This is a genomic window from Pseudonocardia halophobica (assembly GCF_050948485.1).
GTDB lineage: Bacteria > Actinomycetota > Actinomycetes > Mycobacteriales > Pseudonocardiaceae > Pseudonocardia > Pseudonocardia halophobica.
The window spans coordinates 4,784,679-4,810,748 of record NZ_CP192046.1 but is presented as its reverse complement, the minus strand read 5'-3'; the positions used below and the strand labels follow the sequence as shown (position 1 = coordinate 4,810,748).

21 protein-coding genes are annotated in these 26,070 nt (G+C 71.4%); 15 read left to right on the top strand and 6 right to left on the bottom strand.

The annotated features are described in order from the left end of the window. Positions 1 to 7: 7 nt before the first annotated feature. Genes ACQP04_RS22795 through pruA form a run of 3 tightly spaced genes read right to left on the bottom strand, consistent with a single transcriptional unit; the run spans position 8 to position 3,389 of the window. On the bottom strand, positions 8 to 1,213 hold the full coding sequence (locus ACQP04_RS22795; protein WP_433502597.1) for an NAD(P)/FAD-dependent oxidoreductase: 1,206 nt from the start codon (positions 1,211 to 1,213) through the stop codon (positions 8 to 10). Continuing rightward, positions 1,210 to 1,716 (bottom strand): cupin domain-containing protein, encoded by a 507-nt coding sequence (locus ACQP04_RS22790; protein ID WP_433502596.1) that lies wholly within the window; start codon positions 1,714 to 1,716, stop codon positions 1,210 to 1,212. Before ACQP04_RS22790 ends, ACQP04_RS22795 begins: the two co-directional genes overlap by 4 nt. A gap of 20 nt (positions 1,717 to 1,736) precedes the next feature. Beyond that, positions 1,737 to 3,389 (bottom strand): L-glutamate gamma-semialdehyde dehydrogenase, encoded by a 1,653-nt coding sequence (gene pruA, locus ACQP04_RS22785; protein ID WP_433502595.1) that lies wholly within the window; start codon positions 3,387 to 3,389, stop codon positions 1,737 to 1,739. An 84-nt stretch (positions 3,390 to 3,473) separates the two neighbouring features. Here pruA and ACQP04_RS22780 point away from each other — a divergent pair, with 84 nt between their 5' ends. From ACQP04_RS22780 to ACQP04_RS22755, 6 genes are all read left to right on the top strand, one after another. Further along, the gene (locus tag ACQP04_RS22780; protein ID WP_433502594.1) at positions 3,474 to 4,178 is read left to right on the top strand and encodes a GntR family transcriptional regulator; all 705 of its coding nucleotides are present in this window, start codon (positions 3,474 to 3,476) and stop codon (positions 4,176 to 4,178) included. A 150-nt stretch (positions 4,179 to 4,328) separates the two neighbouring features. Continuing rightward, complete coding sequence (locus ACQP04_RS22775) at positions 4,329 to 6,392, top strand: hydantoinase/oxoprolinase family protein (protein WP_433502593.1); 2,064 nt, start codon at positions 4,329 to 4,331, stop codon at positions 6,390 to 6,392. Continuing rightward, entirely contained in the window at positions 6,389 to 8,044 is a 1,656-nt protein-coding gene (locus tag ACQP04_RS22770; RefSeq protein WP_433502592.1) for a hydantoinase B/oxoprolinase family protein, read from the top strand. The genes ACQP04_RS22775 and ACQP04_RS22770 overlap by 4 nt, the downstream gene beginning before the upstream one ends. Continuing rightward, entirely contained in the window at positions 8,031 to 8,747 is a 717-nt protein-coding gene (locus ACQP04_RS22765; protein WP_433502591.1) for a GntR family transcriptional regulator, read from the top strand. The genes ACQP04_RS22770 and ACQP04_RS22765 overlap by 14 nt, the downstream gene beginning before the upstream one ends. Before the next feature lie 21 nt (positions 8,748 to 8,768). After that, positions 8,769 to 9,788 (top strand): Ldh family oxidoreductase, encoded by a 1,020-nt coding sequence (locus ACQP04_RS22760; RefSeq protein ID WP_433502590.1) that lies wholly within the window; start codon positions 8,769 to 8,771, stop codon positions 9,786 to 9,788. A gap of 12 nt (positions 9,789 to 9,800) precedes the next feature. Beyond that, positions 9,801 to 11,156: a flavin monoamine oxidase family protein gene (locus ACQP04_RS22755; RefSeq protein ID WP_433502589.1), complete on the top strand. Its 1,356-nt coding sequence runs from the start codon at positions 9,801 to 9,803 to the stop codon at positions 11,154 to 11,156. Positions 11,157 to 11,162: 6 nt separating this feature from the next. Here the strand turns inward: ACQP04_RS22755 and ACQP04_RS22750 are convergent, their stop codons facing one another. Next, complete coding sequence (locus ACQP04_RS22750) at positions 11,163 to 12,338, bottom strand: FAD-binding oxidoreductase (protein WP_433502588.1); 1,176 nt, start codon at positions 12,336 to 12,338, stop codon at positions 11,163 to 11,165. Positions 12,339 to 12,891: 553 nt separating this feature from the next. On the opposite strand from ACQP04_RS22750, the gene ACQP04_RS22745 reads away from it, so the two are divergent. The 9 genes from ACQP04_RS22745 (at position 12,892) to ACQP04_RS22705 (ending at position 22,103) form a co-directional block, all read left to right on the top strand. Beyond that, entirely contained in the window at positions 12,892 to 14,151 is a 1,260-nt protein-coding gene (locus tag ACQP04_RS22745; RefSeq protein WP_433502587.1) for a quaternary amine ABC transporter ATP-binding protein, read from the top strand. Then, positions 14,144 to 15,046 carry an ABC transporter permease gene (locus ACQP04_RS22740; protein ID WP_433502586.1) on the top strand — a complete coding sequence of 301 codons (903 nt, stop codon included), beginning with the start codon at positions 14,144 to 14,146 and terminating at the stop codon, positions 15,044 to 15,046. Before ACQP04_RS22745 ends, ACQP04_RS22740 begins: the two co-directional genes overlap by 8 nt. A 17-nt stretch (positions 15,047 to 15,063) precedes the next feature. Next, entirely contained in the window at positions 15,064 to 16,008 is a 945-nt protein-coding gene (locus ACQP04_RS22735; protein WP_433502585.1) for a glycine betaine ABC transporter substrate-binding protein, read from the top strand. Between the two features lie 236 nt (positions 16,009 to 16,244). After that, positions 16,245 to 17,456, top strand: a complete 1,212-nt coding sequence (locus ACQP04_RS22730; RefSeq protein ID WP_433502584.1) for a M24 family metallopeptidase — start codon at positions 16,245 to 16,247, stop codon at positions 17,454 to 17,456. Positions 17,457 to 17,472: 16 nt separating this feature from the next. Beyond that, on the top strand, positions 17,473 to 18,243 hold the full coding sequence (locus tag ACQP04_RS22725; RefSeq protein ID WP_433502583.1) for an SDR family NAD(P)-dependent oxidoreductase: 771 nt from the start codon (positions 17,473 to 17,475) through the stop codon (positions 18,241 to 18,243). An 11-nt stretch (positions 18,244 to 18,254) separates the two neighbouring features. Further along, complete coding sequence (locus ACQP04_RS22720) at positions 18,255 to 19,013, top strand: SDR family NAD(P)-dependent oxidoreductase (protein WP_433502582.1); 759 nt, start codon at positions 18,255 to 18,257, stop codon at positions 19,011 to 19,013. A gap of 145 nt (positions 19,014 to 19,158) precedes the next feature. Then, entirely contained in the window at positions 19,159 to 20,442 is a 1,284-nt protein-coding gene (locus ACQP04_RS22715) for an aromatic ring-hydroxylating oxygenase subunit alpha (protein ID WP_433502581.1), read from the top strand. An 80-nt stretch (positions 20,443 to 20,522) separates the two neighbouring features. Next, positions 20,523 to 21,341 carry an IclR family transcriptional regulator gene (locus tag ACQP04_RS22710; protein ID WP_433502580.1) on the top strand — a complete coding sequence of 273 codons (819 nt, stop codon included), beginning with the start codon at positions 20,523 to 20,525 and terminating at the stop codon, positions 21,339 to 21,341. A 135-nt stretch (positions 21,342 to 21,476) separates the two neighbouring features. Beyond that, complete coding sequence (locus ACQP04_RS22705) at positions 21,477 to 22,103, top strand: GntR family transcriptional regulator (RefSeq protein WP_433502579.1); 627 nt, start codon at positions 21,477 to 21,479, stop codon at positions 22,101 to 22,103. Between the two features lie 27 nt (positions 22,104 to 22,130). On the opposite strand, the gene dapA is transcribed toward ACQP04_RS22705, so the two are convergent. Further along, positions 22,131 to 24,554: a 4-hydroxy-tetrahydrodipicolinate synthase gene (dapA, locus tag ACQP04_RS22700; protein WP_433502578.1), complete on the bottom strand. Its 2,424-nt coding sequence runs from the start codon at positions 24,552 to 24,554 to the stop codon at positions 22,131 to 22,133. Positions 24,555 to 24,566: 12 nt separating this feature from the next. Then, complete coding sequence (locus ACQP04_RS22695) at positions 24,567 to 25,964, bottom strand: FAD-dependent oxidoreductase (protein WP_433502577.1); 1,398 nt, start codon at positions 25,962 to 25,964, stop codon at positions 24,567 to 24,569. Between the last annotated feature and the right edge of the window lie 106 nt (positions 25,965 to 26,070).

Genomic DNA, 26,070 nt, shown 5'->3' with positions numbered 1-26,070 from the left:
CGCTCGCTCAGCGCATCTGGCCGGCCCCGACGTACGGGTGCGGGCTGTGCAGCAGGTCGCCCTCCGCGAAGCGGGAGAGCCGGAAGTCCCGGGCCGGGATGGTCGGGACGGAGCTGTCGCCGCTGAGCACGAGGTCCGCGACCAGGGCGCCGACGGCCGGGGAGATCTTGAACCCGTGCCCGGAGAATCCTGCCGCGACCACGAGGTCGTCCACCGGGGCGAGGGAGATCACCGGGTTGAAGTCCGGGGTGACGTCGTAGCAGCCGGCGTAGGTCGAGGCGATCGACGGGTCGGCCAGCCCCGGGAGGCGGGTGCCGACCTTGTCGATGGTGAGCTCGATGAACTGCTCGGTGGCCCGGTTCGAGTAGTGGTCCGGGTCGGCGGGTTCGAGCTCGGCGAGGTCGGAGTTGCCGAAGAGGAGCTCCCCGCCGCTCTCCGGCCGGATGTACTGCAGGGACACGAGGTCGGAGAAGACGGGGACGGGCCCCAGCTCCTGCCCCGGGTCGATGAGCACGATCTGCTCGCGGTGCACCGTGATCGGCAGCTCGACGCCGTGCGCGGCGAGCAGCGGCACCGACCAGGGACCGGCGGCGAGGACCACGGCCCCGGCGGCGAGGACCGATCCGTCGGTGAGACGGACGCCGGTGGCGCGCCCGGCCCGGACGACGATCTCGGCGACGGTGGTGCCCTGCCGGAGCCGGACTCCGCCCCGGCGGGCGGCGGTGAGGAAGCCCTGGGCGGTCCGGTAGGCGTCGCCGTGGCCGCCGCGCTCCTCCCACGCGAACGCGCCGAACGGTTCGAGGTCGGCGACCGGCCAGAGCTTCTGGACCTCGGCGTGGTCGATGTCCTCGGTCCGCACGCCGACCGCGCGCTGGTCGGCCATCGAGGCGTGCAGCGCGTCGACGTTCTCCGGGCCGACCCCGACGACGTAGCCGGTCTGGTGGAAGCCGATGTCCTCGCCGAGGACCTCGGCGGCGTTCTCGAACAGGTCCAGGCTCCGGCCGGCCATGGCGGCCAGGGACGACACCCCGTAGTGGCAGCGCACGACGCCGGAGGACTTGCCGCTGCCACCGGACCCGACGGTGTGGCGTTCCACGACGGTGACGTCCGTGATGCCCGCCTGCGACAAGGCCCAGGCCGTCGCGCATCCCTCCAGCCCGCCACCGATCACCACGACGTCCGTGGTGTCGGTGGCGGCTCCTGCGGTCGTCATGTCTTCTCCTTCAGGGCGGTCGACTGTGCGGACGCGTCCGTCGTGCTCGGGTGATCGGCCCCGCGGCTCCCGGACGCCGCTGCCGCAGAGCGTCCGAGGCGGAAGCGGCTCCAGTCGAAGCCCCCGGCGGGCGGTCCCCAGATGACCAGGAACTCCGCCGGGTCCGGCCCGTCGTTGCGGACGCCGTGGGGCAGGCCGGGCGGGGCGATGAAGGCGTCGCCGGGGGAGAGGTCGGTGGCCGTCCCGCCGACCAGCAGGGTCGCCCGGCCGCGGACGAGGACGTAGACCTCCTCGAGCTCGCCGGCCGCCGCGCCGTCCTCGCCCGGCATCGGAGGGTGGGCGTGCACGCCCTCGGTGGCGCCCGGCGGGAAGGACCACCGGTTGATCGCCACCGGGAGCTGTGTGCGCTCGCGGAAGAACCACTGGACGCCGACAGGGATCGTGCCGTCGTGCAGCACGTGACCGAAGGCGCCGTCGCCGGATCGCTCGACGTGGGTGTCCAAAGGTGGCCTCCTCAGCCTCTTCAGCCCATGTACGGGTAGGTCCAGTCCAGGTCGGGCGACAGGTTCTCCTTGATGAAACGACCGCTGACCCAGCGCTGCAGGGCCAGGACCGACCCGGTCTTGTCGTTGGTGCCCGAGCCGCGGCCGCCGCCGAAGGACTGCTGGCCCATCGTGGCCCCGGTGGGCTTGTCGTTGACGTAGGTCATGCCCGCGGCGTCGCGGAGCCGGTCCAGGGCGGTCGTGATGGCGCCGCGGTCGTTCGCGAAGACCGAGCAGGTCAGCGCGTACTGGCTGGTGGCGTCGACGAGGTCGAGGGTGCGCTCCCAGCCGTCGTCGCCCGGGCCGTCGTCGTAGACGTGCACGCCGAGGAACGGTCCGAACAGCTCGTCGGACAGGCTGAACGCCGTCGGGTCCTCGGTGCGGACGATCGTCGGGTCGACGAACCAGCCCCGCTCGGTCGAGGTCGTGCCGCCGACGAGGATCTGGTGGGCGCCGTCGGCCTTGGCCCGGTCGATCGCGCCCTGCAGCCGGTCCACGGCGCCGCGGTCGATGACCGCTCCGAGGAAGGTCTTGTGGTCGACGACGTCGCCGACCTGCAGACCCGCGGTGGTCTCGAGCAGCGGCCCTTCGAGCTCGGCCCAGAGGCTGCGCGGGAGGTAGGCGCGCGAGGCGGCCGAGCACTTCTGGCCCTGGTACTCGAAGGCACCCCGGACCAGCGCGACCAGCACCGCCTGCGGGTCCGCGCTGCGGTGGACGACGACGGCGTTCTTGCCGCCGGTCTCGCCCACCAGGCGCGGGTAGCTGCGGTAGTGGTCGATGTTCTGCGCGGTGCTGCGCCAGATGGTGCGGAACACGGTGGTGGAGCCGGTGAAGCTGATGCCGGCCAAGTGTTCGCTGGCCTGCGCGACCGCGGTGACCAGGCGGCCGTCGCCGTGCACGAGGTTGACCACCCCGGGCGGGAGGCCGGCCTCCTCGAACACGCGCATCACGACCTCGCTGCTCAGGGCCGACTTCTCCGAGGGCTTCCAGACCACCACGTTGCCCATCAGCGCGGGGGTCGCGGGCAGGTTGCCGGCGATCGCGGTGAAGTTGAACGGGGTCAGGGCCAGGACGAAGCCCTCCAACGGCCGGTGGTCCATGGTGTTGCGGACACCGGTCACGGAGAAGGGCTGGTTCTGGTAGATCTGCGCGGCCAGGTGGGCGTTGTACCGGAAGAAGTCGACCAGCTCGTTGACGTCGATCTCGGCCTGGTGGAAGGTCTTCGACTGGCCGAGCATCGTCGTGGCCAGCAGCTCGTCGCGGTACTTGCCGGTGACCAGCTCGGCCGCCCGCAGAAAGACCGACACCCGGTCCCACCACGCCGTGCGCGACCACTCGTGCCGCACGGCCAGCGCCGCGTCGATGGCCGCCTGCACGTCCTCCTCGCGGGCGAGCGGAATGCGCCCGAGGCGCAGGGACCGGTCGTGCGGGGCGATCACGTCGGCGGTCGCGCCGAGCGGAAGCCGCTCACCGGCGATCACGGTGGGCAGGTCGCGGACCTGACCGCGGACCCGCTCGATCTCCGCGTGCAGCCGGACGGCCTCGGGCGACCCGGGGGCGTAGCCCCGGGGCAGCTCGTTGACCGGATCGGGGACGCGCGGGTTGCCCGCAACGCTGAGGCCAGAGGTAGTCATGGGGTGCCTCCTCGAGGCTGGGGAGGAAGGGGACTAGCTGAAGTTGCGCTGAAATTTCAGAACGAAGGTACGTATGATGCCAACGTGGGTCAACACCTGGATGCGGCCGACTCGCTGGACGGAACGGCTCGCCCGAAGGCCGTCGAGCGCCCGGTCAGACTGGTGGACCGGGCGTACGAGCAGCTCCGCGACGACCTGGTCGCGCTGCGGATCGAACCCGGCGAGCCGCTCGACGAGAAGCGGCTCAGCGCTGCGATGGGCGTCGGGCTCACGCCGGTGCGCGACGCGATCAAGCGCCTGACCCTGGAACACCTGGTCGTGACCTACCCCCGGCGGGGCACCTTCGCCTCGGAGATCGCCGTCAGCGACGAGCTCTGGCTGACCGAGGTGCGCGAGGAGCTCGAGGGGCTCGCCGCCGCCCGCGCCGCGGTCCGCGCCACCGCGGCCGAGCGCGAGGAACTGCGGCGCCTCGCGGACCTCGGGAAGTCGCACCCGGCCGTCGACCACGGCTCGACCTCGTACATCGAGATCGACACCGCCATCCACCGGGCGATCTACGCGGCCGCGCACAACCCGTTCCTCGAGAACAACCTCAACCAGTACGCCACGCTGGGCATGCGCATCTGGCACTACGGACTGCGCCGGGTCGCGCAGCAGCCGTCGGCCGGCTGCGACCAGGCGCAGGTCGTGGACGCCATCATCCGGGGCGACGAGGACGCCGCCCGAGCCGCCGCCCGGGCCCACCTGCGCGACTTCTCCGACAGCGTGCGCGCACTCCTCGCGCGCTGAGCCGGCCTGCACCCTGACGGGAACGCTCCCTCGGCCCTTGTCGGAATCCGGACCCCGGGGCTACTTTCGTCGACGAGTGGTATTCGAAGCGCGCGACCGTCATCGGACGGGTGGGCGGGTCCTCGACGCCGATGTAGATCAGGGAGTGCCATGGCAGCGACGAGTCCTGACGAGCACGCACGTCGTGCCGGGCAGGTGCGGGTCGCCGTGGACACCGGCGGCACCTTCACCGACGTCGCGGTCCGGCGACCGGACGGCTCGGTCGAGGTGTGGAAGGTGTCCTCGAGCCCGCAGGCGCCGGACGACGCGGTGGTGCGCGGGGTCGAGGAAGCCCTCGAACGGGGCGGGGCGGACTTCGGCTCGGTCGAGCGGTTCGTCCACGGCACCACGGTCGCGACGAACACCCTGCTCACGCGAACCGGTGCCCGGGTCGGGCTCGTCACGACCGCCGGGTTCGCGGACATGCTCCACATCGGGCACCAGAGCCGCTCGGCCCTCTACGACCTGTCGGTGCGGCGGCCGGCCCCGCTGGTCCCGCACGAGCTGACCTGGGAGGTCACCGAGCGGGTGGCCTCCGACGGCGCGGTGCTCGTCGCACCCGTCGCCGCGGAGCTGGACGGGCTCGCCGAGCGGATCCGGGCCGCCGCCCCGGAGGTCGTCGTCGTCTCGTTGCTCAACGCCTACGTCGACCCGGCGCACGAGCAGCGCGTCGTGGAGCACCTGCGTCGGGCCGGGGCGGCCCCGTCGGTGCTCGCCGCCACGTCGGTCACCCCGGAGATGCGGGAGTACGAGCGCACCTCCACCGCCGTCATCTCCGGATACGTCCAGCCGGCGATCGCCGACTACCTCGAGCGGCTCGAGACCCGGCTCGCCGAGCGGGCGATGCCGACGCGGGTGTGGGTCATGCAGTCCAACGGGGGTCTGCTCGGCGCCGGCAGCGCCCGCGAGCACAGCGTCCGGACCGTGCTGTCCGGCCTGGTCGGCGGAGTCGTCGGCGCAGCGCGGTGGGCATCGCAGCTGGGTCTGCCGCAGGTGGTGAGCTTCGACATCGGGGGCACGAGCACCGACATCGCGCTGATCCGCGACGGCGTGCCCGGCGAGATGACCTCCGGCGAGCTCGAGGGGTACCCGCTGCGGATGCCGGCCGTGGACGTGCACACGATCGGTGCGGGTGGCGGCTCGATCGCGTGGCGGGACGCGGGCGGCAGCCTGCGGGTGGGTCCGCAGAGTGCGGGCGCGCGTCCCGGCCCGGTCTGTTACGGCCGCGGCGGCGAGCAGATCACGGTGACCGACGCCCACGCCCTGCTCGGCCGGTTGGGGAGCAGCCTGCTCGGCGGCCGGCTCGCGCTCGACCTGGACGGCGCCCGCGACCGGCTGGCGGCGTTCGCCGACGAGCTCGGTCTCGACGAGGACGAGGCCGCCGCCGGGGTGCTGCGCGTCATCACCGCGACCATGGCCCGGGGGGTGCGCAAGGTCAGCATCGAGCGCGGCATCGACCCGCGCGACTGCGTGCTGATGGCCTTCGGTGGTGCCGGCCCGCTGCACGCCACCGATCTCATCCGCGAGCTGGGGATGAAGGGCGCGGTCGTGCCGCCGCATCCCGGGATCGCCTCGGCGGTCGGCATGCTCGACGCCCCGGTGCGGCACGACTTCGCGGCTGCCGCGGCCGCGACCAGCGCGGCCGAGCTCGACACGGTGGCCCGCGCGCTCGAGGAGCTCACGGCGGACGCGATCCGGTTCCTGGAACGGCGCGAGCGCGTCGATCCGGCACTGGTCACCGTCGACCGGCTCGTCGACGCCCGCTATCTGGGGCAGAGCCACGACCTGACCGTGCCCTGGCAGGCGGACTTCGCCGCGCTGCGCAAGGCCTTCGACAACGCGCACCTGGAGCGCTACGGCTTCGACGACCCCGACGCCGTGCTGGAGATCGTCGCCGTGCGGGCGAGCGCGGTCGTCGAGGCGCCCGGCGCAGCCGACCTGCCTCGGACGTCGGCCGAGGGCGCCCCGCCGGAGCCGGTCGAGACCCGCTCGGTCCGCTTCGGCGCGCACCGGCACGCCTGCCCGGTGTACCGCCGCGACGACCTTCCCGCCGGCGTCGAGCTGCCCGGTCCGCTGGTGCTCGAGCAGCTCGACTCGACCGTCGTCGTCGCCCCGGGCCAGGTGTGCCACCACGACACCTTCGGATTCCTCCACATCCACGAGGAGCGCCCGTGACCAGCGACCACTTCGCCGACGACCGCACCGACGATCTCGGGCCCGTGGAGTTGGAGATCGCCCGCAACCGCTTCGAGTCCACGGCGGAGGAGATCGGGACGGCGCTGATCCGCACGTCCTACTCGCCGAACATCAAGGACCGTCGCGACTGCTCGGCGGGGGTGTACTCCCCGACGGGCGAGCTGATCGCGCAGGCCGAGCACATCCCGCTGCACCTGGGGCTGATGCCGACCATGGTGCGCAACGTGCTGGCCGAGGTCGGGACCGGCTCGCTCGAGCCCGGGGACGTGCTCATCAGCAACAACCCCTACCTGGGCGGCTCGCACCTTCCCGACACCTGCCTGGTGACCCCGGTCTTCGCCGACGGCCGGATGGTCGCGGTGGTGGCGAACATGGCCCACCACGTCGACGTCGGTGGGATCGTCCCGGGCTCGATGGCCACGCACGCGACGGAGATCTTCCAGGAGGGCGTGCGCATCCCGCCGGTCAAGCTCGTGTGCCGCGGCGAGCTCCGCACCGACCTGATGGCGCTCCTGATGGCGAACGTCCGCACGGCGGACAAGACCCGCGGCGACCTCATGGCCCAGCTCGCGGCGAACCGGCTCGGTGAACGCCGCATCGGCGAGATGGTCGCGGAGTGGGGCCCCGAGCTGTTCCGGCAGTCCTGCTCGGCCCTCGTGCGCTACGCCGAGCGGCGCACCCGGGCCGCGATCGCCGCCCTGCCGGACGGGTCCGCGAGCTTCACCGACCACCTCGAGCACGACGGCGTCGAGCCGCGCTCGATCCCGATCACCGCCACCGTCCGCAAGCACGGGGACGTCCTGGAGATCGACCTGACCGCCAGCGCCGACCAGGTGCCCGGCGCGGTCAACTGCTCCTACGCGGTGACGGAGGCCTGCGCAGGGTATGTGGTCAAGGCGCTGACCGACCCGACGCTGCCGTCCAACGCCGGCCTGATGCGCCCCGTCCGGGTCCTGACCCGGCCCGGGTCGGTCTGCGCCGCGGAGTTCCCGGCCCCGGTGGCGAACGGGAACACCCAGACCGCGCAGCGCATCGTCGACGCCCTCCTCGGTGCCTTCGCCCGGATCGTCCCGGACCGGGTCCCCGCCGCGTCGAGCGGCAGCATGAGCATCGTGACCATCGGCGGCCGCGACCCGCGCACCGGGCGCTACTACTCCTACGTCGAGACCTACGGGGGCGGACAGGGAGCCGGCCCGCACGCCGACGGCGACAGCGCGGTGCACACGCACATGACCAACACCCGCAACACCCCCTGCGAGGTGATCGAGCGGGAGTACCCGCTGCGGGTCGACCGCTACGCGATCGCGCGCGGCACCGGCGGCGCCGGCCGGTGGCGCGGGGGAGACGGACTCATCCGCGAGATCACCCTCACCGACGGCGCGGCGACCGCGGTCGTGGCGACCGCCCGCGTCGACAGCCGACCCTGGGGCGTGCACGGGGGCCGGGACGCGACCGGCGCCCGCATCGCCGTCACGCACCGGGACTCCGGCACCACCGAGCTGCCCGCGATGAGCTCCGTCCGGCTCGAGGCCGGAACCACCCTCTCGGTCCGGACCGCCGGCGGCGGCGGCTTCGGCGAGGACCGATCGACGGCCGCGGGCGTGGAAGGATCGGCCGGTGCCCAAGCGTGATCGCTCGGTGATGGAGCAGGCCTTCCAGGAGATCAGACGAAGGATCATCACACTGCAGGTCGAGCCGGGGCAGCGGCTCGACGACGTCGCGCTGGCCAAGGACCTGGCACTCAGCCGCACCCCGGTCCGGGAGGCGCTGTTCCGGCTCGGCGCCGAAGGACTCGTCACCCCCGGCGAGCGGGGAGGGTTCACCGTCCGGCCGCTCGACCTGTTCGACGTCAGCCAGCTCTTCGAGGCGCACATCGTCGTGGCCAGAGCCGTGGCCCGGCTCGCCGCGACCCGGGCGACCGACACCGAGATCGACCGTCTCGCCGAGCTCACCGACGCCGTCGAGGACGCCGTCCGGGCGGGCGACCCGGCCGGGATCGCCGCCACGAACGCCGAGCTCCACCGCGCGGAGGCGCGCTATGCCCGCAACGAACACCTGCGCGTGCTGGCGAACAACGTGCAGAACCTGGGCCAGCGCCTGTCCTACCTCTGCTTCGGCGGGGACCGCGGCGGCGTCCTCGACCTCGACGACCACCTCAAGCGGGTGTGCACCGACCACACCGCCATGATCGAAGCGCTGCGGGCCCGGGACGTCGACGAGGCCGAGCGCGTCGCCGCGCGCCACGTCCACCTGTTCCGCGACCGGGTCGTCGAGTTCTTCGAGGCGACCCCCGTCGAGTCCGTCGGCTTCGACCACGACCTGCCGCCGACGTAGAACGCGAGAGGATGCCTTCCGATGGTCGTGATCCATCGCGACGAGCTCATCGAGCTGTGTCGCAACGCCTTGCTCACCGCAGGCGCCGGCGCTCGCGACGCCCGTGTGTTGGCCGAGGCGACCGCCGAGGCCGAGGTCATCGGCAACCGGGCCGTCGGGGTCGGGCATCTCTTCGACTATCTCGACGGCTACGCGAAGGGTCGGATCAGCAAGGACGCACAACCCGTCGTGCGACGCGCCGCGCCGGCCGTCCTGGACGCCGATGCCCGGTCCGGCCTGGCGCAGACCGCCTTCACGGACGCCTTCGACGACCTGCTCGAGGCCACCCGCGAGTCCGGACTCGCCGCGCTGTGGATCCGCAACTCCTTCACCTGCGGGGAGCTCGGCTACTACGCACGCCGTCTCGCCGCACAGGACCTCGTCGCACTGGCGGCGGCGAACAGCCCCGCGCTGATGTCGATCGGTGGCGCCCCGAGGTCCGTCCTCGGCACCAACCCGCTCGCGTACGGCTTCCCGCGTCCGGGCAGGGCGCCGGTCGTCATCGACCAGGCCTCCTCGGCCACGGCGTTCGTCAACGTCCGGCGGGCGGCCGAGGCCGGCGAGCCCATCCCGGCGGGGTGGGCGCTCGACCGTGGCGGCGAGCCGACCCGGGACGCCGCCGCGGCCCTCGACGGCACCCTGCTGCCCTTCGGTGGTCACCGCGGCGGGAACGTGGCCCTGCTGGTGGAGGTGCTCGCCACCCTCTCGGGCGCATCGTTCTCGCTGGATGCGGCCCCCTTCCACGAGGGGAGCAGCTCGCCGGGCATCGGCGTGTTCGTGCTCGGCATCGATCCTGCGACCTTCGCCGGCTCCACGGAACGGCTCGCCGGGCAACTCGACATCCTGTGCGCAGAACACGACGTCCGGTTGCCCGCACTCGAGAGGACGGCTCCGTCGGATCGGGTGGAGCTCGAGGCGGCCGCCCTGCAGCGCCTGAAGGATGCGGCCGCGACGGACCAGGCCGCCACGTCGACTCAGCGGATCCCGACCGACGAGCACTGACGGGGAGCAGAGATGTCGAACCACGACGTGATCGTCGTCGGCGGCGGACCCGCCGGCGTCGGGACCGCCTACGAGCTGCGGGACTCGGGCCTGGACGTGGTGGTCCTCGAAGCGGCCCCCGCGGTGGGGGGCCGGACACTCAGCGTCGATCTTCCCGGCGGGAAGGCCAACACCGGGGCACTGTTCCTCTACCGCGGCACCCGCAGCGAGGAGGTGGCCGCGGAGCTCGGGCTCTCGACGGTGCCCTTCCTCCCGACCACGTACGGGATCTCGGAGGGCGGCCGCACCTCGGTCTCGTCCGACCTGCAGGACCTGGTCGACGGGCTCCACCTCGCCGACGACGAGCGTGCGGCGCTGCTCGGGACGCTGCAGGACGCGGTCGCGGAGTACCGGGGGTACACGGCCGGGGGGCAGCTGTCGCGGTCCAGCACGAGCCTGGCCGCCGAGACCGTCGCCCAGCGGTTCGCGACGCTGCCCGAGCGGGCCCGCCGCATCCTCGAGACCGCGGTGCAGGGTGGCTCCGTCGGACGCACCGACACCCTCAGCGCGCAGTACGCGCTGCGCTACTTCGCCAGCTATCCGGCCCTGGAACGGGAGAACCGGCTCCTTGCGCTCGAGGGTCAGCAGGCCCTCTCCCTCGGCATGGCGGCCCGCCTCCCCGAGGGCAGCGTGCACCTGTCCACCGCCGTCGAGCGGGTCGTCCCCGACGAGGCGTCGGAGACCTACCTCGTCACCGCGACCGGGCCCGACGGGCCCGTGGACTTCCGCGCCCCGCAGGTCGTGCTGGCCGTGCCCGCCCCGCTGGTGGACACCCTCGTCGCCGGCCTCCCGGAGTGGAAGCGGACCGCCCTGGCCGTCGCCGAGACCCCGGGCAGCACGGTCATGATCGTGGCCGCCGACGTCACGGGGGTCGAGGAGCACCGCGACTGGTCGTTCGTCACGACGGTGGGCGCGGCCTTCGACTGCATCATCAACCCGGCCCCCGGCCCGCAGGACTTCCGCGACGGTCCCGAGGGCGAGGAGATCGTCCACTACATGTGCTACGGCAACAGCGCAGGTCATCGGCCCGACGTCGTCGAGGACCCGGCCCTGCGCGAGGCCTGGCTGGAGGACTTCCTCACCGTGGCTCCGGGGCTGCGCGGACGCATCCGCGCAGTGCACCTCCAGACCTGGGAGCACTGCTTCGCGCTGCTGAGCCCGCAGCGTGCGGCCGCGGTGCCCGAGCTGCGCAGGGAGGTCGGTGGACTGCACTTCGCCGGGGACTGGACGTCGGAGACGGCCGGGACGCACGGCGCGTTGGTGGAGGCCGGGCGGGTCGCGGCAGAGATCCGTGCGCGACGGATCGCGACGGCGACGATCACCGGCTGAGAGGGATCAGGCGTCGATCGTCAGGTCGCTCAGCGGCTTCGAGCAGCAGATCAGGACCTTGTTCCGGGCGATCTCGCGCGGGCGGATACCCCCGTTGTGCTGCATGTCCACCACACCGGAGAGCATCGTCGTCTTGCACGTGCCGCACATTCCCTGCCCGCAGGACGACATCGGGGTCAGGCCGGCCGCGTACGCGGCGTCGAGCACGTTCTCGTCCTCGGCGCACGTGATGACGCGGCCGCTGCGGACGAACTCGATCGAGTAGGTCCTGGTCTCCGCGGAGCCCGGTCCCGACTCGTCCGCGGCGACCTCGGTCGTCGCGTGGGCGGAGAACTCCTTCATGGTGAGGTCCTCGAAGGAGAACGACTCCTCGCAGTAGTTCTGCATGTCGAAACCGGTCTCGCTGAGCATCTGCCGGACGGCGGCCATGTAGGGCGCGGGCCCGCAGCAGAACACGACGCGCTCCGCCAGGTCGGGCACCAGCATGTGCAGCATCTCGACGCCGAGGAACCCGCGCAGTCCACCCCAGGGTTCCCCGGGTGTGTCCCGCTCGCAGACGGGGACGACGCGCACGGTGGGCGCCGTGCTCGCGATCGTCTCGAGCTCGCGGCGGAAGATGATGTCGGAGGGGGTCCGGGCACTGTGCACGAACACGACGTCGGCGTCCGAGCCGAGGTCGTAGAGGGTCCGGGTCATCGACATGACGGGCGTGATGCCGCTGCCCCCGGAGAGGAACAGGTACTTCCCGGCCGGACGGCGGGCGATCGTGAAGACGCCGAAGGGGCCCTCGGCGGAGATCCGCTGCCCGGGCCTCATCGTGTCGTGCAGCCAGTTCGAGACGAGGCCTCCGGATTGACGCTTGACGGTGATCCCCAGCAGATGAGGACGCGTCGGCGGCGTGGAGATCGTGTAGCAACGGCTGACGGAGCGGCCGTCGATCTGCAGGTGCAGGGTCACGAACTGGCCGGGCTGGTAGTGGAACAGCGCGGGTCGGGACGCCTCGAAGAGGAAGGTCCTGACGTCGTGGGTGACCTCCTGGACCTGGCGGCAGACCAACGTCGAGTTGTCGGTCTCGCCCCACACGGCGAAGCCGGAGGGAGGGCCCGGGAGCAGCTGCTCCGCGGACCGGACCTCGGACGTGTGGCCGGCGTCGAGTCCGGCCGGGCTGTCCACCACCGTCATCGCTGTGCGCCTTTCGACGTTCTGATCCGCGTTCGCCGGTTCCGACGATGACTCGCGGGAGCCCGGCACGCTGATTAACCACTCAGTGGGCATGTATGTCCATCTGGTGACCGCAGCGTAAGGTCTCGGCCTCTGCGGCTGCAAGGTCGCGCGGTCGGGCATGCCGGCAGGTCGGCGTCCGGAGAAGTCCGGTCGCGTCCCTTGACTCTCGTCCGGACGCGTCCTACCCTCCCATGAAACTGATATACCAATCAGCAAGCGCTGGTCTCACAGGCCTGGTGGGCGCGAGTGACGGGCGATGCCCGCCGGACGAGCCAGGGCTTTCCTCGGGAGATATGCGGCCCGCGGCGGTCGGCCACAGCGGTCGGCGCGACGTCGGTAATGAGTACCGCTGAGTGTGGCGCGTCGTCGTGGCGCTGTACGTCAACCGCAATGACGACGCTTCCGCAACAGAGAAGTGGTCGGTCTTGACATGCAACAGTCGCAGGATGACCGTTGTGATCTGGATCGCACTACTGTCCCGCATAGCGAAACACCAGCGAACGGAGTGGCGATGACCACCCAAGTGCGGAGTGTGCAGCCCGATGTGGCAGCCGGGGCTTCGGCTGTCGAGGCCGCCATCAAGGCAACTGCGCTGACCAAGATCTACGACCCTCGTGGCGGGTCCGAGTCACGCCACCGGGGGTGGCGGCGCGCCAAGGACTCCGAAGCCGAGAAGAAGCCGAAGGCCGCCGCGGACGACGTGACGTTCTCGGTAGCGCCGGGTGAATTCTTCATGATCATGGGTTTGTCCGGATCGGGAAAGTCGACCGTATTGCGCATGCTCAACCGGTTGATCGAGCCCAGCTCCGGCGAGCTGCTGATCGACGGCCGGAACGTGGCCACGATGCCCGATGCCGAATTGCGCGAGCTCCGCAACCGCAAGATCAATATGGTGTTTCAACACTTCGCGTTGTTCCCCCACCGCACCGTGCGGGAGAACGCCTCGTACGCGCTGCACGTGCGCAACGAATCCACGGCGAAGCGGGACGAGCGCGCCGACTGGGCCCTGCAGACCGTCGGTCTGGGCGACTGGGGCGACTCGCTACCGGGGGAGTTGTCGGGTGGGATGCGGCAGCGGGTCGGGCTGGCCCGCGCGCTTGCCTCGGAGGCGGACATCCTGCTGATGGACGAACCGTTCAGCGCGCTGGACCCGTTGATCCGCCGCGACATGCAGGACCTGCTGATGGAGCTGCAGCGCGACCTGAACCGGACGGTCGTCTTCGTCACCCACGACCTCAACGAGGCCATGCGCATGGGCGACCGAATCATGATCATGCGCGACGGCAAGGTGGTGCAGCTCGGCACCGCCCAGGAGATCCTCAACTCCCCGGCCGACGACTACGTCACCGAGTTCATCTCCGACGTGGACCGCTCCAGGGTGCTCACCGCGGGCACGATCATGCAGGAGCCGCTGGTCACCGCCACCGAGCGGGACGACCCGCAGGAGGTGCTGCGCCGGCTGAGCAACGTCGAGGGTGTCGGCGCGTACGTGCTCGACGACGAGGGGCACATCGCCGGCATCACCCGCGCGGACCTGTTGGCCGCCGGGGTGGGGCGCCAGCGCGCGACCGTCGGGCAGTTGGTGACCAACGAGTTCAAGACGGTCGGGGCGGACGCGCCGCTGAGCGACATCTGCACGTTGGTGGGCCGCAACAGCGTGCCGCTGGCCGTCACCGACACCGACGGGAGGCTGGTCGGCGTCGTCCCGCGCGCGACCCTGCTCAACGCGCTCGCCACCCCGCACCCCAGGAAGGACGACGGCAATGCCTAGCATCAACGTCGGGGCGCCGGTCGGTGCGTTGGTCGACTGGCTGACCGCGAATCTCGGCGCGCTGTTCCACTTCATCTCCACCGTGATGCTGGCGCTGCTCGACGCGGTGCTGATCGTGCTGACCGCGCCGAGTCCGTACGTGGTCATCGCGATCTTCGTCGTGCTCGCGCTGCTCGAGCGCAAGTGGGGATTCGGTCTGTTCACACTCATCGCGTTCCTGCTCATCGAGGCGATGGGACTGTGGATCGAGGCCATGCAGACCCTGGCGGTGGTGGTGGTGGCGACCGTGTTCGCGGTGGCCATCGGTATCCCGGTCGGGATCTGGGCCGCGCGCAGCCGCAAGGTCAGCAGCGTCGTCCGTCCGGTGCTGGACTTCATGCAGACGCTGCCGGTGTTCGTCTACCTGATCCCGGCGGTGTTCTTCTTCGGCATCGGGGTCGTGCCGGGTGTCATCTCGACGCTGGTGTTCGCGATCCCGCCGGCGGTCCGGCTGACCGAGCTGGGTATCCGCAACGTCGACAAGGAGGTCGTCGAAGCCGCGATCGCCTTCGGTGCCAAACCGCGCCAGATGCTGCGCGAGGTGCAACTGCCGCTCGCGATGCCGTCGATCATGGCCGGGGTCAACCAGACCCTCATGCTCGCGCTGTCCATGGTGGTCATCGCCGGGCTGGTCGGTGCCGGCGGCCTCGGAGCGGTCGTCGTCCGCGGCATCAGCACCCTCGACGTCGGCGCCGGCTTCGAGGGCGGCATCGCCGTGGTGTTCCTCGCCATCTACCTCGACCGCCTGACCAGCGCCCTGGCCAGACCCCGCCGGCGCCGCCCCAAGGCCCGCACACAGGCCCCCGCACCGGCCAAGACCACCGAGACCGACCAGCCCGCGCTGGCGTCGTCATGACGAAGGAGTCATCGAAGATGCCCCGCTCGCCTCGCCGACGCCGCGTCTCGCTGCTCGCCGGGCTCATCGCCCTGCTCATCACTTCCATCACCGCCTGTAGCGGCCAGACGACCACGTTCAGCGGCGGCTCAGGTGGTAACAGCTCCGGCTCGGGCGGCAACGGAGGCGGCAAGAACGTCAGGATCTCGGTCGTCGCCGGGTGGGACGAGGACGTCGCCGCCAGCAATCTCTGGAAGGTGCTCCTCGAACAGCACGGCTACACCGTGAACATGCAGGAGCTCGACGTCGCGAGCACCTTCACCGGCGTGGCCAACGGCCAGCTCGACCTCTATCTCGATGCGTGGCTGCCCAGCACCCACGGGGTGTACTGGAACCGCTTCCAGGGCCAGCTCGAGGAGGTGACGAGCTGGCAGGACGGCGTGAACACGCTGGTCGTGCCGAACTACGTCAACGACATCAACACCATCGCCGACGTGAAGACCCACGCCGGTGACCTCGGCAACCGCATCGTCGGCATCGAGGCCGGGGCCGGCGAGATGAAGGCCATGCGCGAGAAGGTCATCCCGGCCTACGGTCTCGACAGCATGACCCTGGTCGAAGGCAGCTCGCCCGCCATGCTCGCGACGCTCGACGCCGCCATCAAGCAGAACCAGCCCGTCGTCGTGACGCTGTGGAAGCCGCACTGGGCGTTCAGCCGTTACCCGCTCAAGGTGCTGGAGGACCCGCAGGGGGCCTGGGGCCAGCCCGACCAGATGAAGATCATCGCCACCAAGGGGTGGAGCGAAGCCAACCCCGAGGTCGCCGGGTGGCTGAAGAACTTCAAGATCACTCCCGAACAGCTCTCCAGCCTGATGCTGAAGATCCAGGAGGCCGGCAAGGGCCAGGAGGAGACGGCCACCAAGCAGTGGATCTCCGAGAACCAGCAGGTGGTCGACGCCTGGTTCACGGGTACGAGCAGCTGACCTCCCTGTCGAGGTGAGCCGGAGGGCCCGGCTGATCGGCGCGCGCCGATCGGCCGGGCCCTGCCGTCCGTGGCTTCCGCGTCGGGGTGACCACACTGTGGGCGCTTCTGTTCATCTACTGATGAGAAGTCGTACGCTCCGCCGGCGACGTCGAGCGGCGGGAGGGAAGCGTGGGCAGGACGACGACCAGATGGTCGCGTGGATCGGGCAGGCCGAAGCCGACGAGGCTGCCCGCGGTGGCCTCGCCCGGGGCGCGCACCACCTGGCCGGAGGTGGATGCCCTGCTCGCCGAGGGGGCCGTGGAGTACGCGCTCGACCGACTGCGCGCGTCGCTGCACCGGCACGGCATCGCCGCCGCCCTGCTGACCGACCCCGTGAACGTCCGCTACGCCTCCGGGACCTCGATCATGCCGGTGTGGACGATGCACTCGATCGACCGCTACCTGCTGGTGCCGGCGGAGGGTGAGCCGGTGCTGTGGGAGTACGCCTCGGCGCCCCCCGAGCTCCGTTCCCCGTATCCCGGCATCGAGGTTCGGGCGGCGACGGGCTGGTCGGTCCTGGGGGTCGGGGAGCAGGCCGACCACCGGTCCGCCGCGTTCGCGGCGGACGTGACCCGCGTGCTCCGCGACCGGGGGATCGTGCACGATCGCATCGGCGTCGACCGGCTCGACGCGTACGGGTTCCTCGCCCTGCAGGAGGCCGGGCTGCACCTCGTGCCGGCGCAGCTGGCCGTCGAACACGCGCGGGCCGTCAAGGGCGCCGACGAGATCGAGCTGATCCGCCGGTCGGTGGCGGTCGCCGATGCCGCCGTCACCGACTTGTACCAGGCGCTGCGTCCGGGGATGACCGAGAACGAGGCGTGGGGCCGGCTCCTCGGCCGGGCGTTCGCGCTGGGCGCGGAGTTCGCCGAGTGTCGCCTGCTCGCGTCCGGGCCGCGGACGAACCCGTGGTTCCGCGAGGCCAGTGACCGTCCCCTGCAGCGCGGCGACCTGGTGGCGTTCGACACGGACCTCATCGGTCCGGCCGGTTACCTGGCCGATCTCTCCCGCACCTACCTCGTCGGCTCCGCGAAGCCCTCGGCGCGCCAGCGCCGGCTCTACGCCGACGCCCAGGACTTCCTGGCCGACATCATCGCCGAGCTGAAGCCCGGGGCCGCGTTCGACGAGGTCGGTGAACGGCTGAGCCGCCGCCTGCCCGCCGCCTACCACGCGGAGCGCTACCCCTTCATCGCGCACGGCAGCGGCCTCAGCGACGAGTACCCGATCATCGCGTTCCAGGACCACCACGCCGGCGAGATCGAGGCCGGGATGGTCTTCAGCGTGGAGGCCTACGTCGGGGTCGAGGGCGAGGACGAGGGACTCAAGCTCGAGGAGCAGGTGCTCGTGACGTCCGCGGGCGTGGAGGTCCTCAGCCACGCGCCCCACGACGAACGGCTGTGGGCGCCGTGACCGGGGGAGGAGCAGCGTGAGGTTCTCGGAGAAGGTCGCGATCGTCACAGGAGGCGCGGGAGGCGTCGGGAGGGCCCTGGTGCGCACGCTGACGCGGGAAGGTGCCGCCGTGATGGTGGCCGACGTGTCGGCGGAGGGGTGCCGCTCGGTCGAGGAGGAGGTCGGGACCACGGGCGGTGGTGCGATCGGCTCCGTCGTCGGCGACCTGCAGGACAAGGTGTACTGCGAGCGGGTGGTCGCGGAGACCGTGGAACGCTTCGGCGGCGTCGACATCTTGTTCAACAACGCCGGGATCATCCCCCGCGGCACCATTCTCGAGACGTCCGACGACATGTGGCACGCCGCCTTGGGCGTGAACCTCACCGCCATGTTCTATCTGTGCCGAGCGGCCATCCCTGCCATGAAGCGGCGCGGAGGAGGGGCGATCGTCAACACGTCCTCCGTCTGGGGTGTGTACCCGGGGCCGGGACACATCGCCTACTGCACGAGCAAGGGGGCGGTGGCCTCCTTCACCAAGAGCCTGGGACGCGACCATGCTCCCGACGGGATCCGCGTCAACGCCGTCTGTCCGCACGAGATCAACACGCCGATGCTGCGCTCGGGGTTCGAGCGCCGGGGGCTGGACCCGCAGAAGGCCGTGGACGAACTGAACAGGACCGTGCCCCTGGGGCACATCGCGGAGCCCGAGGAGATCGCGGACGTGATGGCGTTCCTGGCCTCCGCCGAGGCGCGCTACATCGCCGGCGAGACCGTCGAGGTCACGGGCGCCAAGCCCGTGGGCAGCTGAGGAGAGCACCGGTGCAGCTGGACGGGAAGATCGCCCTGGTGACCGGCGGCGGGCGCGGGATCGGCCGCGGCATCGTCGATCGCTTCCTCGAGGAAGGGGCGCAGGTGGCGGTCGTCCAACGCCGGCCGCTGGACGACGCGCTGACGGGTCACCCGAGGGTTGCCCAGGTCCAGGCCGACCTGAGCGACTCCTCGTCGACCGCCACGGCGGTCGAGCGCACGGTCGAACGGTTCGGCGGTGTCGACGTCCTCGTCAACAACGCCGGGATCATGTTCGAGCGCACGATCTCGGAGATCCGGCCGGAGGACTGGGATCTCATGATGGCGGTCAACCTGCGCGCGCCGCTGTTGCTGGTCCAGGCCGCCCTGCCGCACATGCGACGGCGTGGCGGGGGCAGCGTCATCAACATCGGGTCCATCGAGGGGCTTGGCGCGAATCCCGGCCATGCCGCCTACTGCGCGACCAAGGCGGGCATCCACGGGATGACGCGCGCCATGGCGGTCGATCTCGGTGCCGACGGCATCCGGTGCAACGCCATCGCCCCCGGGTGGATCTCGTCCGACCTGAGCGAGACGTACCTGGAGTCGCACGCCGACCCGGCTGCGGCCCGCGACGCCCTGAACCGCCTGCATCCCCTGGGCCGCGTCGGGCGGCCCACCGACGTCGGTGATCTCGCCGTGTACCTGGCGAGCGACCGGTCCGGCTTCCTGACCGGCGAGATCGTGGTGCTCGACGGTGGCCGGACGGCGAAGCTGCCGCTGCCGTCTTGACCCTCGGGTCGACGGCGTGGTACCACCTCACTTAGTGGGCACCTGTCACTGAAGAGTGAGCACTGGGTATCGCACCGCGATCCGCCGGTCGGCCTCCGACGGTCCCCCTCACACATCTCCGGCTCATCCTCTGGGAGACGCGTTCATGACCATCGAGCTCGAGCGGTCGTTCCGCCGTGGAGACCAGCGCGACCTGACGGACCTGGTCGACGGCCGCACTGCGGGGTACAGCCTCGAGGCGCCCTTCTACACGAGCCGGGAGGTCTTCGACCTGGACATGGAGGCCGTCTTCACGAAGCACTGGCTGTTCGTGGCCGCCGCGGCGGAGGTGCCCGAGCCCGGCGACTTCGTCACGATCGAGGTCGGCCCGTACTCCGTGATCGTCGTCCGGGACGACGACGAGCAGGTGCGGGCCTTCCACAACGTCTGCCGGCACCGTGGCTCGCGGATCCTCGACGACCGGTGCGGCAGTGTCGGGAACCTGGTGTGCCCCTACCACCACTGGACCTACAACGTCGACGGGCGGCTCCTGCACGCCGAGAACCAGCCCGCGACGTTCGACCGCAGCCGTTTCGGGCTCAAGCCGGTGCACGTGCGCGATGTCGGCGGGTTCGTGTTCGTCTGCCTCGCCGACGAGCCCCCGGCCGACTTCGACGAGGTGGCGGCGCGGATCGAGCCGTACCTGGCTCCGTACGAGCTGGGGCGGACCAAGGTCGCCCACCAGGTCGACCTCGTCGAGGAGGGCAACTGGAAGCTCGTCATGGAGAACAACCGGGAGTGCTACCACTGTGACGGCCACCCCGAGCTGCTCGGTGCCTACTTCCCGCTGCACGGCTACACCGCCGAGGACGTCCCGCTGCGGTTGCGCCGGGTCTGGGAGCGCTTCGAGAAGGCCACGGAGGCCCTGGAGGCGTCGTGCCTCCGTCAGGGCTTCCCGAGGGAGACGCTGCGCGAGCTCGAGGACCGGCCCACCGGGTTCATGATCTCCCACGCCCCGCTCGACGGCGCCGGGAAGTCGTACCACGTGGGCGGCGAGGCCGTGTGCCGCAAGCGGCTCGGAGTCATCGCCGACGACCGCTTCGGCGACTTCCACCTGCACATGCAGCCGAACTCGTGGTTCCACGTGCTCTCCGACAACGCGGTGGTGTTCACCGTGCTGCCCCTCGGGCCGGACCGGACCTTCCTGCGCACCACCTGGCTGGTCCACGAGGACGCCGAGGAGGGCGCCGACTACGACCTCCCGACCCTCACCCACGTGTGGAACGCCACCAACGCCCAGGACAGCGCCTTCGTCGCGCGCGCCCAGCGAGGTGTGGAGGACCCCAGCTACCAGCCCGGCCCCTACTCGGAGGTCGAGGGCGACGTCGACGCCTTCGTCACCTGGTACGTCTCCCGCGTCCGCGCCCACCTGTCCGCCCGGGCGTACTGATCGGACCGGGCAGTCGGATGGGCCGGACCGAGGTCGGGGAGGCCGGGCTCGCGGAGCCGGGTCCTCGGTACCGTGCCCCCATGGCGTCTGCGGAAGGATCGGCCAAGCTCAACCAGTCGGTGAGGAAGGCGATCACGCTCCTGCGCGCCACCGCCGCCGATCGGGACGCCAACGTCTCCTCGCTGGCCAGGAGCGCCGGGCTGCCGCGGGCGACGGCGCTGCGGATGATCCAGACGCTCGAGCAGGAGGGCTTCCTCCTGAGGATCCCCGGCGACGACCGCGTGCTGCTCGGACCGGAGCTGCTGCGCCTGGCCCGGAACACCGACGAGCAGCTGCTCCTCCGCGAGGCATCCCGCCCGATCGTCGGCGACCTGGTCGCCGACGTCCGGGAGACGGCGACGCTGAGCGTCGTCGCGCCCGACGGCGGCCTCGACCTCGTGTCCCAGGTCGACGCACCGGCTCAGCTGCGCCCGCAGTCCTGGGTGGGGCAGCGCTTCCCGCTGCACGCCAGCGCGAGCGGCAAGGTGCTCCTGGCCAGCTACGACGACGAGCGCCTCGAGCGCTTCCTCGCCGAGCCGCTCGCGCAGTTCACCCCCTCGACGATCACGACCGCGGAGGCGCTCCGCGCGGAGCTGGTGCGCGTCCGTGAGCAGCACTACGCGATCTCCCGGGACGAGGAGGAGGAGGGTCTGTCCGGCGTCTCCACCGGGATCCGGGGACCGGCCGACGAGCTCCTCGGCGTGCTCACCCTGGGCGGTCCCACGCAGCGGCTGTCCCGGCAGCGCGGACGACACGCGGTCGACCACCTGCTGCGTGCCGCCGGTCAGATCGAGGCGGCGCTCCGGCGGGGGCGCGGGTCGGAGTCGGTGCTCGAGGTCGTCGACCGGTCCGGAGGCTGACGGGTTCCCTCCGTAGTTGCACAGATATGTCAGCGGGACCGGCGGTTACGCTGTCGTCGTCCGGCAGAGCTCCCGGGAGGAACGATGAGCAGCTCCATCGATGCGGGTCCCGGGGCTCGCGGGCGGGAGCGGTTGATGGATCAGGCGTACCGCCGGATCCGCGACGACATCGTCGCCGTGCGCCTGCAGCCGGGGGCCCCGCTCGACGAGAAGGCGCTCAGTGCCTCCCTGGGCCTGGGGCTCACCCCGATCCGCGACGCGCTCAAGCGGCTGACGCTGGAGAGGCTCGCCGTCATCTATCCCCGCCAGGGGACCTTCGTCTCCCGGATCAACCTCGCCGACGAGGCCCGGCTGACCGAGATCCGCGTGGAGCTCGAGGGCCTCGCGGCGGCGCTCGCGGCCGAGCGGGCGACGGAGGAGGACCACGGGACGCTGCGGGCGTTGCTCGACGACCTGGAGCACGGCGGCCACGACCGTGCCGAGCACACCGAGCTCGACGCCCGGGTGCACCGGGCGATCTACGCCGCCGCCCGCAACGAGTTCCTCGAGGCCACTCTGAACCAGTACGCCAACCTGGCCCTGCGCATCTGGAACTTCTGTCTGCAGGAGAACCTCGCGGTCGCCCAGGCCGTCCGCAGCCAACGGGCGGTCGTCGAGGCCATCGTGCGGGGCGACGCGCTCGCCGCGCGGATGGCCGCCGAACAGCACCTCCGGGGTTTCTCCGAGGAGGTGCGTTCGACGGTCCTCGCCACCCGCACGTGAGGGGGTCGTCGGGCCCTCCTCGAACCGTCAGCGCTCCACGTTGTGCATCACGTGCTTGGTGCGGGAGTAGTCGTCGAGCGCGTAGATCGACAGGTCGCGCCCGTAACCGGACCCCTTGAAACCGCCCCACGGAACCTCGTTCGCGAGCACGAGGTGCGCGTTGACCCACACCGTGCCGGCCTCCAGCTTCCCCGCGACGTCGTGGCTGCGCTGGGCGTCCTTGGTCCAGACCGAGGCCGACAGGCCGTAGGGGACGGAGTTGGCGCGCCCGATCACCTCGTCCTCGTCGGTGAAGGTCTCGACGGTGACGACCGGGCCGAAGATCTCCTCGCGGGCGCACTCCGCGCCGTCGGGCACGTCGACCAGCACGGTCGGAGCGACGAAGTAGCCGGCACCCTCCAGCGGGCCGCCGCCGACGGCCGCGCGGACGCCCTCCGCCTCGGCACGCTGCAGGTAGCCGGTCACCCGGTCGAAGTGGGTCTTCGACGTCAGCGGGCCGATCTCGACGTCGTCGCCCGCGCCGGGCTCACCGACGACCATCGAGGAGACCTCGTCGACGAGCAGCCGGGAGAACTCGTCCGCCACCGACTCGTGGACCAGCACTCGGCAGGCGGCCCCGCACTCCTGGCCGGAGTTCCAGTAGCCGGCGGCGCGCAGCGCGGTCGCGGCGGCCGCCAGGTCGGCGTCCTCGAAGATCACCACGGGGGCCTTGCCGCCCAACTCCAGATGGACCCGCTTGAGCGACTCGGCCGCGGCGCGGGCCACGGCCTTGCCGCTGCGGACCGAACCGGTGAGAGCGATCATCGCGATGTCGGGGTGCTCGGCGAGCCGGGTGCCGACCACTGGGCCGTAACCGGTCACGACGTTGACCACGCCGGCCGGCAGGATGTCGGCCACGAGCTCGGCGAACTTCAGCGTGGTGAGCGGGGTCTGCTCCGACGGCTTGATGACCAGGGTGTTGCCCGCCGCCAGGATGGGCGCCATCTTCCAGGCGGCCATCAACAGCGGGTAGTTCCACGGGGTCACGACGCCGATCACGCCCAGCGGCTCGCGGAGGATGACCGACAGGTGGTCCTCCGCGTAGCGGCCCGCCGCCGCGGAGGTGGGTGCGCGCAGCGCCCCGGCCATGAAGCGGAAGGTGTCGATGGTCTGGGCGACGTCGTCCTGCGCGACGGCCCCCGGCTTGCCGGTGTTGGCCGACTCCAGCCGGGCGAGGAGGTCGGCGTGCTCGGCGACCCGGTCGGCGACGCGGTGCAGCAGCTCGGAACGCTCCTTGGGCGTGAGCCTGCCCCACGAGTCCTTCGCGCCGTTCGCGGCCGCCACGGCACTGTCGGTGTCCTCGACCGTGCCCTCCGCGACCTGGGCGATCGTCGAACCGGTACTCGGGTCGATCACGTCGATGGACGTCCCGGACCTCCCGGGTCGGAACGCGCCGTCGATGAAGTGCCCGCCCGGGGGCAGGTCGCCTTCCCGGAGGATCCCCCCGGTCCGTACCCGGCGCACCGCCGGCCTGATGGCCTCGGCGGTGATCCCCATCGTCGTACCCGGCGCCGTCCCCATGGTCGTCTCCATCGTCGCCGTCTTCGCCAGCTGCGCGATCCGGGCGGCGGCGGCGGGGTCGAGCTCGGCGACGGGAGGACGCGGCGCACCGACGGGAAAGCCCACCGCCGCCAGGCCGGCCTTGACCGCCGCGATGAACGGTTGCGCCATGATCGCCTCGATGAGTGGGTAGATCTGGGACCAGGTCTTCCGGGCTCCCTCGAGGTCGCCCGCACTCACCGCGTCGTAGACGGCCACGAGCTCGCGCGGCACGACGTTCGCCGTCCCCGCCATGACGCCTGCGGCGCCCTCGGCCAGCGCCGCGAGGAGCAGGCTGTCCCAGCCGACGAAGGTCGAGATGACGTCGCCGTGGTTGTGGATCAGCCGGGCCGACTGGTCCATGTCGACCGTCGTGTTCTTGATGTACCGGATGTTCTCGACCTCGCGGGCGAGCGCGCCGATCGTGTCCGGGTCCAGGTTGACCCCGGTCGCCACCGGCAGGTTGTAGAGCATCACCGGGATGGTGACCGAGCCGGCGACCGCCCGCAGGTAGGTGAGCGTCTCGTCGACCGAGAGCGGCTCGTAGTACGGGGCCACCGTCATGACCACGTCGGCGCCCACCGACTGTGCGTGCCGCGAGAGCGCGATGGCCTCCGCGGTGCTCGTGGCGCCGGTCTGCGCGATCACCGGCATCCGGCCGGCCGCCTGGTCCACGACCGTCTCGACGACCAGGCGGCGCTCGTCGCTGCTCAACGCGGTGAACTCGCCGGTGGAGCCGCACGCCACGACGCCGTGCACCCCTCCCTCGATCGACCGGTCCACCACGGCTCGCAGTCGCGTCACGTCGAGTCCGCCGTCGGCGGCGAAGGGGGTGGCGAGCGCGGTCAGAACGCCGCCCAGCTGCACTGTCATCTCTTCTCTCCTTCAGGGTCGTCGGTCGGCGGCCAGTGGGAGGCCGCGGACGGTGCGCTGCTGGCGCTCGGTGGCGAGCAGGCTCGCGGCCTCCTGCGCAGCCGAGAAGCCGGTCGAGATCGCGGTCTCGGTGTAGAGCGTCCCGAGGTAGTCACCGGCCAGGATGACGCGGCTGCCCCGCCGGGTCAGGGTCGGTTGGAGCGCACCGCGCCCCGGGAAGCAGTAGGGCGCACCGGTCTCCCAGCGCTGGACCTGCGCCTCGACGACCGAGTCGCCGAAGCCGCTGCCGAGGACCTGGTCGAGGTCGTCGGTGTAGATGCGCAGGATCTCGTCGTCGGTCCTGGGCAGCAGGTCGCGGGCCAGGCCGGCCGGGGAGAAGGTCATGATGCTGCTGCCCGGCTGCCGGGTCGTCTCGCCGCCCCGGACGAGGCTGGCCTGGTTGAGCACGATGTTGAAGGACCGCTTGGGTGTGGCGATGCCGTACGCGGCGTCCCACGGCTGCGGGGTGGACTCGTCGGTGAGGAACGCGGCGCTCACGTAGGGCCCGTAGACCACCTTGCCCAGCGCGTCGCGGATCTCCTGCGGGAGATCGACCGCGACCCGGTGGCTCACGGTGGCGGGTGTGGCGAGGACGACGCAGCGGCCCTCGACCTCGTTGTCCCTGCCGTTCTGCCGGTACCGGACGACGACGGACCGCTTCCTGTGGACGATCTCGTCGACCCGGGCGTCGAGCTGCACGCGGTCGCCCAGGGCGGCGCCGATGCCCTGGGTGAGGGTGGACGGGCCACCGACGATGTTCCGGTTCAGGCCCTGGCCGATGTTCCACACGAGGCTGAAGTAGCCGATCCCGGCACCGGCGGCGATCTCGTGCGGGTCCGCCGCGGAGCGGGTCACGGTCGGGTAGAACAACGCTGCCGCGTCCTCGGGCAGGTCGCCGACGAAGTCACGGAAGCTGCGGTCGTTCTCGAAGTCGTAGATCCGCTGCTGCCTGACGGCCGGGTCCTCCCCGGGGCGCCGGCGCACGATGCGGGCGTACCGCAGGACCTGCCCGCTGACCTTGACGCCGGCCCTGACGAGCGCGACGCGGGAGGACATCGCCATCGGGATCCGGAACGGGTAGGCCTGCACCGGGCCCTTGATCAGCAGTCTGCCGTTCATCGCCACGCCCGCCAGCGAGCCGGGCACCTGCGCGGCGCTGATGCCCACCTCGGACAGCAGCGCGTCGGTGGACGACCCGGGGCCGGCGAACACGTGCCCGCCCCAGTTCAGCCAGAACCGGCCCCGCCGCTCGGAGCGGATGCGGCCGCCGACCCGGCTGCCGGACTCCAGCAGCACGGTGTCCCAGTGCCGCAGCCTCCATCCGGCGCTCAGGCCCGCGAGGCCACCCCCGACGATGACGACGTCCTTCATAGGGCGGCCATCCCTTCTCAGCGTGAAATCTCGCTGATATACCTGAGCAATGTAATGGCGGCCGAAGACGGCGTCAACGGCCCGGCCTGCGGTATCGCCGAGACGG

Coding starts and splice junctions, on each gene's coding strand:
- ACQP04_RS22795 (WP_433502597.1), bottom strand. CDS start 1,213: ATGACGACCGCAGGAGCCGCCACCGACACCACGGACGTCGTGGTGATC.
- pruA (WP_433502595.1), bottom strand. CDS start 3,389: ATGACTACCTCTGGCCTCAGCGTTGCGGGCAACCCGCGCGTCCCCGAT.
- ACQP04_RS22775 (WP_433502593.1), top strand. CDS start 4,329: ATGGCAGCGACGAGTCCTGACGAGCACGCACGTCGTGCCGGGCAGGTG.
- ACQP04_RS22760 (WP_433502590.1), top strand. CDS start 8,769: ATGGTCGTGATCCATCGCGACGAGCTCATCGAGCTGTGTCGCAACGCC.
- ACQP04_RS22755 (WP_433502589.1), top strand. CDS start 9,801: ATGTCGAACCACGACGTGATCGTCGTCGGCGGCGGACCCGCCGGCGTC.
- ACQP04_RS22750 (WP_433502588.1), bottom strand. CDS start 12,338: ATGACGGTGGTGGACAGCCCGGCCGGACTCGACGCCGGCCACACGTCC.
- ACQP04_RS22745 (WP_433502587.1), top strand. CDS start 12,892: ATGACCACCCAAGTGCGGAGTGTGCAGCCCGATGTGGCAGCCGGGGCT.
- ACQP04_RS22740 (WP_433502586.1), top strand. CDS start 14,144: ATGCCTAGCATCAACGTCGGGGCGCCGGTCGGTGCGTTGGTCGACTGG.
- ACQP04_RS22735 (WP_433502585.1), top strand. CDS start 15,064: ATGCCCCGCTCGCCTCGCCGACGCCGCGTCTCGCTGCTCGCCGGGCTC.
- ACQP04_RS22715 (WP_433502581.1), top strand. CDS start 19,159: ATGACCATCGAGCTCGAGCGGTCGTTCCGCCGTGGAGACCAGCGCGAC.
- ACQP04_RS22710 (WP_433502580.1), top strand. CDS start 20,523: ATGGCGTCTGCGGAAGGATCGGCCAAGCTCAACCAGTCGGTGAGGAAG.
- ACQP04_RS22705 (WP_433502579.1), top strand. CDS start 21,477: ATGGATCAGGCGTACCGCCGGATCCGCGACGACATCGTCGCCGTGCGC.
- dapA (WP_433502578.1), bottom strand. CDS start 24,554: ATGACAGTGCAGCTGGGCGGCGTTCTGACCGCGCTCGCCACCCCCTTC.
- ACQP04_RS22695 (WP_433502577.1), bottom strand. CDS start 25,964: ATGAAGGACGTCGTCATCGTCGGGGGTGGCCTCGCGGGCCTGAGCGCC.